Genomic DNA, 5,710 nt, shown 5'->3' with positions numbered 1-5,710 from the left:
GGACATCGGTGTGACCGATGTCCCGCGCCGCTTTCGTTCCGGCGGTGCGCCGGGCCGGGAGGGGCCCGGCGGGGTGTCAGAGCTGGACGCCGAAGTCCTGGGCGATGCCCGCCAGGCCGGAGGCGTAGCCCTGGCCGACGGCGCGGAACTTCCACTCGCCGCCGTTGCGGTAGAGCTCGCCGAAGATCATGGCGGTCTCGGTGGCGGCGTCCTCGGAGAGGTCGTAGCGGGCGATCTCGGCGCCGCCGGCGGCGTTCACCACGCGGATGTACGCGTTGCGGACCTGGCCGAAGCTCTGGCCGCGGGCGACCCCGTCGTAGATGGTGACGGGGAAGGTGATCTTGACGGCCTCGGCCGGCAGGCCGGCCAGGTTGACGTTGAGCGACTCGTCGTCGCCGGCGCCCTCGCCGGTGCGGTTGTCACCGGTGTGCACGACGGTGTTGTCCGGGCTGCTGGTGTTGTTGAAGAAGACGAAGTGCCCGTTGGAGAGCACCTTGCCGTCCGCGTTCAGGACGATCGCGCTGGCGTCGAGGTCGAATTCGGTGCCGGTCGTGGTCCGGACGTCCCAGCCCAGGCCGACACTGACCGCGGACAGGCCCGGGGCCTCCTTGGTCAGCGAGACGTTGCCACCCTTGGAGAGGCTCACTGGCATGGCGATTGAAGTCCTTTCGTTCGCTTTTTCCGGGACAACGCCATACTCCGGTGGGTTGGTTCCGCGAAGTCCGTGAATTCTTCGTGGATGCCAATCCGCTGGCAAAGGTCTGACAATGCCCTGGTCAGATCCGGGGGAACCGGCCCTGTAGCGACCAGATGTTCGGATTGTCGGCCAGCTCGGGGTGCATATCGAAGAGGTCGGCGAGGGTGTCCTGGAGGAAGTCCCGGGCCTCGCGCCGCAGCTCGCCGTGGCGGACCACGGCGGGCGGCTCGTCCGGCAGCCAGGTCGCGGTGATCTCGACCCAGTTGAAGCGGCGGGCGAACCGCAGCAGCTCGGTGTTCTGGGTGAAGTCGAGGTCGGCGGTCTGCACCCGGGCGGCCCGGCCGCCGTCCGGGTCGCGGTCCAGCTCCTCGACGATGTCGCACAGCGCCCAGGCGAAGTCGAGCACCGGCACCCACCCCCAGCCGGTGGACAGCTCGGCGCCCTCGGCGTCCAGGTAGACGTCGCCGCAGAACAGGTCGTACCGCAGGGACCGCACCGGGGCGGAGCGGTAGTCCGTCTGCGGGGGGTCGGGGAAGCGGTTGGAGAGGGAGTAGCCGAGCTCGATCACGTACGCCATTGTCCGGGCTGCGGGCGGTGGTGCGGAACCGGGCCGTCGGCCGTCGCGGATAACCGGGTGACCGGGCGGTGCGGGCGCGGGATGATGGACGCATGCCCGAGCCCATCCGCGTACGGGGGTCGGTGGTCGTCCCCGACGCCGAGCTCGTCTGGCGCTTCTCGCGTTCCTCCGGCCCCGGTGGCCAGCACGTCAACACCTCCGACAGCAAGGTCGAGCTGCGCTACGACCTGGCGGCGTCCAAGGCGCTGCCCGAGGTGTGGCGCGAGCGCGCGCTGGAGCGGCTGGCCGGGCGGCTGGTGGACGGCCGGGTGCTGGTGATCCAGGCCTCGGAGTTCCGCTCGCAGTGGCGCAACCGGGAGGCGGCCGCGGCCCGGCTGTCGGCGGTGCTGACCGAGGCGTGCGCGCCGCCGCCGAAGTCCCGCCGGGCGACCAGGCCGAGCCGGGGGATGGTCGAGCGCCGGCTGTCCAACAAGCGGCGCCGCTCCGAGCTGAAGCAGGGGCGGCAGTCGCCGCGGGGCGGCGAGTAGCCGGGGCGGCTCAGCCGAGGGTGCGGTAGCCGCCGCGGAAGTAGAGCAGCGGCCGGCCGGCCGGGCTGGGCACCGCGGCCTCCAGGACGCGGCCGAGCAGCAGGGTGTGGTCGCCCGCCGGTATCCGCTGCTCGGTGCGGCACTCGACGGTGGCGAGCGCGCCGTCGATCAGCGGGGCGCCGGAGCGCGGGCCGCGGTGGTGCGGGGTGTCCGCGAACAGCAGCCGGTCGCTGAGCCGGCCCTTCATGGCGAAGCGGGAGCCGAGCGCCTTCTGCCCCTCGGTGAGCAGCGAGACCGCCCAGGTGTCGGTGCGGGAGAGCACCTCGTCCATCCGGGAGTCCTCGCGGACCGAGATCAGGACCAGCGGCGGCTCCAGCGACACGGACAGGAAGGACGTGGCGGTCATGCCGACGTCCTCGCCGTCCTCCGGGTCGTGGACGGTCACCAGGCTCACGCCGGAGGCGAGCTGGGAGAGTGCCGCCCGGAACTCGTCGGGCGTGGCGTGGGAGGCAGCTTCGGGCTGCGGGGACGAGTACACGTACCGCACGGTAGTCGGCGGCCGCCGGAATCGGCATCGGGCCGAGGTCGTAGGACCAGCGGCGCACGGGGCGGGGTTGCGGCCGGGTTCGGGACTCACCCTCAGGAGTGAAGCAAGGGGCCTGCCAGGCGGCAGCGGGCTTCAGCGTGAGGCCAATGCGGTCGACCAAAGGAAATATTCCGATAGCGCTCTATGTCCCGCTATGGGGCGGATGAGCTGATTAAGGGTGCATTAGTGTCGTGTGATTTAAGTCACAAGTGATGGCCTATTGCTGACCGAGCGTGCCGAACGCTGTGCTCCCTGTGATTCAGTTCTTCTGGCAATCGGACGATAACCAATCAAGAACTATCCGAAGCAGCCGGGGAGCCCCCGCATGGAAGCCGAGTCGGAGCCGTACGTCCGTCTCGCGACCCTCCGCACCTTGCACCGGGTCGTGGCGGACCTCAACGCTGCCCGCAGCCTGGCGGGCACGCTGCAGGCCGTCGTCGAGGGTGCGGTGCACGGGCTCGGCTTCGACGCCGCCGCGGTCAGCCTGGTCCGCCCGGACGGGGACCTCGTGGTCGCGGCCGTCTGGGAGCTGGAGGAGAGCACCATGGGCGGCCCCTCCGTCCTGCTCGGCCAGGTCGGCTCCCGGGAGTCCTGGGACCGGCTGCTCGGCGTCAGCGACCACTGGGGCACCCTGCGCTTCCTGCCGTACGACCGCGGCTGGGCCGTCGCCAGCGACATCCCGCGCTGGATCGGGGACGGCCCGCTGCCCGTCTACGCCAACGACTGGCACCCCGCCGACGGGCTGCTCGCCCCGATGTACAGCGCCGGCGGCGACCTGCTCGGCGTCCTCTCGGTGGACCGCCCGCGCAGCGGCAAGCGGCCCGGGGCGTGGACCCGCGAGGCGCTGGAGATGTTCTCGCTGCAGGCCTCCATCGCGATCGGCAACGCCCGGCTGCGGGCCGAGATGCAGCGCGCGCTGGCCCGCCTGGAGAAGGAGCAGCAGGCCCTGCGGGCCAGCGAGGAGAGCTTCCGCCAGGCCTTCGAGTACGCGCCCAGCGGGATGGCCATCACCGAACTGCACGGCGCCGGGCGCGGCCAGCTGACCAGGGTCAACGACGCGCTCTGTCGTCTGCTCGGCCGCCCCCGCGCGGTGCTGCGCCAGCAGAGCTTCGCCGACCTCGTGCACCCGGAGGACCGGGCGCTGCTGGAGCGCACCAGCGCCGAGAGCGGCCGGGCGGAACTGCGGCTGTCCCGGCGGGACGGCGGCTACCAGTGGGTGTGCCTGCGCAACTCGATCGTGGCGGACGCGGCCGAGGGCCCGAGCTTCCTGCTCACCCACGTCGAGGACATCGAGGACCGCAAGCGCCACGAGTTCCAGCTCGCCCACCGGGCCAGCCACGACGCGCTCACCGGCCTGCCGAACGGCGCCGAACTGAAGGCCCGGCTGGGCCGCCGGCTCTGCGCCGAGCCGCAGACCGTCGGGGCCCCCGCCGGGCCGGGCGAGCCGGCCTACCCGGCGCCGTACGGCTACCCGGCCGACTCCTACAGCGCGCACGCCGCGTACGACCGGCTGGAGGGCGCGGACCCGTACGGCGGGCCGGTGCACGGCTACGGGACGCCCGAGGGCGGCCCGCCGTACGGCCTCGCCCCGGGCTACGGGGAGCACGTGCACGCGGTGGTCCCGGCCGACCAGGGCCCGGGCGGCGAGGCGTGGTCCGCACCGTTCCGCTCCGGCGTCGCGGCGTCGCTGGACAAGGGGCTCGCGGTGCTCTTCTGCGACCTGGACGGCTTCAAGTCGATCAACGACCGGTTCGGCCACAACGCGGGCGACGCGGTGCTGGTCGAGGTCGCCCGGCGGCTGAGCCAGGCCGTCAGGGACGGCGACACGGTGGCCCGGCTCGGCGGCGACGAGTTCGTCGTGCTGGCCGACGGGATCGGCCGCGAGGAGGCCAAGGACCTGGCCCACCGGCTGCGGGGCGCCATCATCCCGCCGATGCGGATCGACGGCCGGGCGATGCGGGTGGGGGTGAGCCTCGGCGTCGGCTGGGCGGGCTGTGGGATGAGCATCGAGGAGGTGCTGCACACCGCGGACGAGCGGATGTACGACGAGAAGCGGGCCCGGGGCGGCGCGGTGCGCGGCGCGCGGGGCGAGCGCTCGCACCGACGGGCGGGCTGAGCCCGCCGGTCCTGGTTACCCACGGGTTGTCAAGGGCTCTTTTCCGGCTGTCACAAAGGACAGGTAGGGTTCCCGGGTACGACAGCGTCCATGATCTGCGCCGGCGGCCCGCATCCCGGCGGCGCGAACCGGATGGGGGAGTTGACCACCGTGACGACCGCCGGCAACAACGGAGCGCCCGAGGGCGGTGCCCCGCAGGACGACGACCCGTTCGGCTACCTCTACCGCCCGGCGGAGGGTGCCTCCGGGCAGCCGGCCGAGCCACAGCAGGGCGTGCCCCGGACGTCGTACAGCCGTCCGATGGAGGTCGGCCGGGCCCAGTACGGGCAGCAGCCCTACCAGCCGCGGCCGCAGCAGCCCCAGTACGGCCAGCAGGCGGGGCCGCAGCAGGGCTACCCCGGCGGCCAGCAGCCGTACCCGCCGCAGCAACAGCAGCCCGAGCACGGCACCGCGCCCACCCAGCAGACCCGTTACGCCGAGCACTCCCGGCCGCAGCCGGGGGAGGACCGGTCGAGCAGCGGCCGGAGCAAGGGCGCGGTGATCGGCGCGGTCGCGGTGGTCGCGGCCATAGCGATCGGCGCCGGGATCGCGCTCTCCAAGGGCGACCCGGAGGGCGACAAGACCGCCAAGGGCGGCGCCCAGACCACCGCCGCGGCTCCCCCCAGCACCCCGGCGACCGGCAGTTCGTCCCCGACCGCCTCGGCCTCGGCGAGCACCACCGCCCCGGCCGGCCCGTTGACCGTGGACTCGGGCCAGCTCCAGGCCCAGAACGCGCCGTCCGGCAACGGCGTCAAGGGCACCAAGTCCGCCGACGGCAGCTACCTGACGCTCCAGCCGGGCGGCTCGGTGACCTGGAACGGCGAGGTCGCCGCGGCCGGCACCTACAAGCTGAACGTGCACTACAACAACACCGGCGGGGACCTGAAGGGCGCCGCCTCGGTGAACGGCAAGGACTGGCCGAGCGGGCTGCTCTTCAAGAACTACGTGCCCGGCAAGGACCCGGCGTCCTCCTGGTTCAACACCTGGATACTCCCGCAGCTCCAGGCCGGGACGAACAGCATCACCTTCACCGTGCCCTCCGGGTCGATCCTGATCGACCAGATCACCCTCGAACCGAATGCGACCGGCTGACCGGTTGAGCAGCTGACCGGTTGAGCGGCTGAGCGCCGAAGCGAAGACGGGGGCGAGGCGCCGCGAGGGGGTGGGG

Annotated in this window: 6 protein-coding genes; 3 read left to right on the top strand and 3 right to left on the bottom strand. The window is 72.6% G+C overall.

The features are described 5' to 3' along the window. Window positions 1-76: 76 nt before the first annotated feature. The gene (locus ACFV6I_RS36995) at window positions 77-652 is read right to left on the bottom strand and encodes a TerD family protein (RefSeq protein WP_063348242.1); all 576 of its coding nucleotides are present in this window, start codon (window positions 650-652) and stop codon (window positions 77-79) included. 124 nt (window positions 653-776) lie between these two features. After that, window positions 777-1,274 carry a hypothetical protein gene (locus ACFV6I_RS36990; protein ID WP_380380883.1) on the bottom strand — a complete coding sequence of 166 codons (498 nt, stop codon included), beginning with the start codon at window positions 1,272-1,274 and terminating at the stop codon, window positions 777-779. Between the two features lie 92 nt (window positions 1,275-1,366). Here ACFV6I_RS36990 and arfB point away from each other — a divergent pair, with 92 nt between their 5' ends. Next, a complete protein-coding gene (gene arfB / locus ACFV6I_RS36985) occupies window positions 1,367-1,801 on the top strand; it encodes an alternative ribosome rescue aminoacyl-tRNA hydrolase ArfB (protein ID WP_063348241.1) in 435 nt (144 codons plus the stop codon). Between the two features lie 10 nt (window positions 1,802-1,811). Here arfB and ACFV6I_RS36980 read toward each other — a convergent pair whose 3' ends face one another. Then, complete coding sequence (locus ACFV6I_RS36980; RefSeq protein ID WP_244293390.1) at window positions 1,812-2,339, bottom strand: flavin reductase family protein; 528 nt, start codon at window positions 2,337-2,339, stop codon at window positions 1,812-1,814. A 373-nt stretch (window positions 2,340-2,712) separates the two neighbouring features. Between ACFV6I_RS36980 and ACFV6I_RS36975 the strand changes: the two genes are divergently transcribed. Then, a complete protein-coding gene (locus ACFV6I_RS36975; RefSeq protein ID WP_063348239.1) occupies window positions 2,713-4,503 on the top strand; it encodes a diguanylate cyclase in 1,791 nt (596 codons plus the stop codon). A 90-nt stretch (window positions 4,504-4,593) separates the two neighbouring features. After that, the gene (locus ACFV6I_RS36970) at window positions 4,594-5,634 is read left to right on the top strand and encodes a hypothetical protein (RefSeq protein ID WP_063348238.1); all 1,041 of its coding nucleotides are present in this window, start codon (window positions 4,594-4,596) and stop codon (window positions 5,632-5,634) included. Window positions 5,635-5,710: the final 76 nt, after the last annotated feature.

Origin of the sequence: Kitasatospora sp. NPDC059803 (genome assembly GCF_042732255.1) — a bacterium.
Lineage (GTDB): Bacteria > Actinomycetota > Actinomycetes > Streptomycetales > Streptomycetaceae > Kitasatospora.
This window is presented reverse-complemented; position numbering and strand designations above follow the sequence as displayed.

Bases quoted from the DNA above. Each gene is read 5' to 3' on its own strand.
- ACFV6I_RS36975 (WP_063348239.1), top strand. From the start codon at position 2,713: ATGGAAGCCGAGTCGGAGCCGTACGTCCGTCTCGCGACCCTCCGCACC.
- arfB (WP_063348241.1), top strand. From the start codon at position 1,367: ATGCCCGAGCCCATCCGCGTACGGGGGTCGGTGGTCGTCCCCGACGCC.
- ACFV6I_RS36990 (WP_380380883.1), bottom strand. From the start codon at position 1,274: ATGGCGTACGTGATCGAGCTCGGCTACTCCCTCTCCAACCGCTTCCCC.
- ACFV6I_RS36970 (WP_063348238.1), top strand. From the start codon at position 4,594: ATGATCTGCGCCGGCGGCCCGCATCCCGGCGGCGCGAACCGGATGGGG.
- ACFV6I_RS36995 (WP_063348242.1), bottom strand. From the start codon at position 652: ATGCCAGTGAGCCTCTCCAAGGGTGGCAACGTCTCGCTGACCAAGGAG.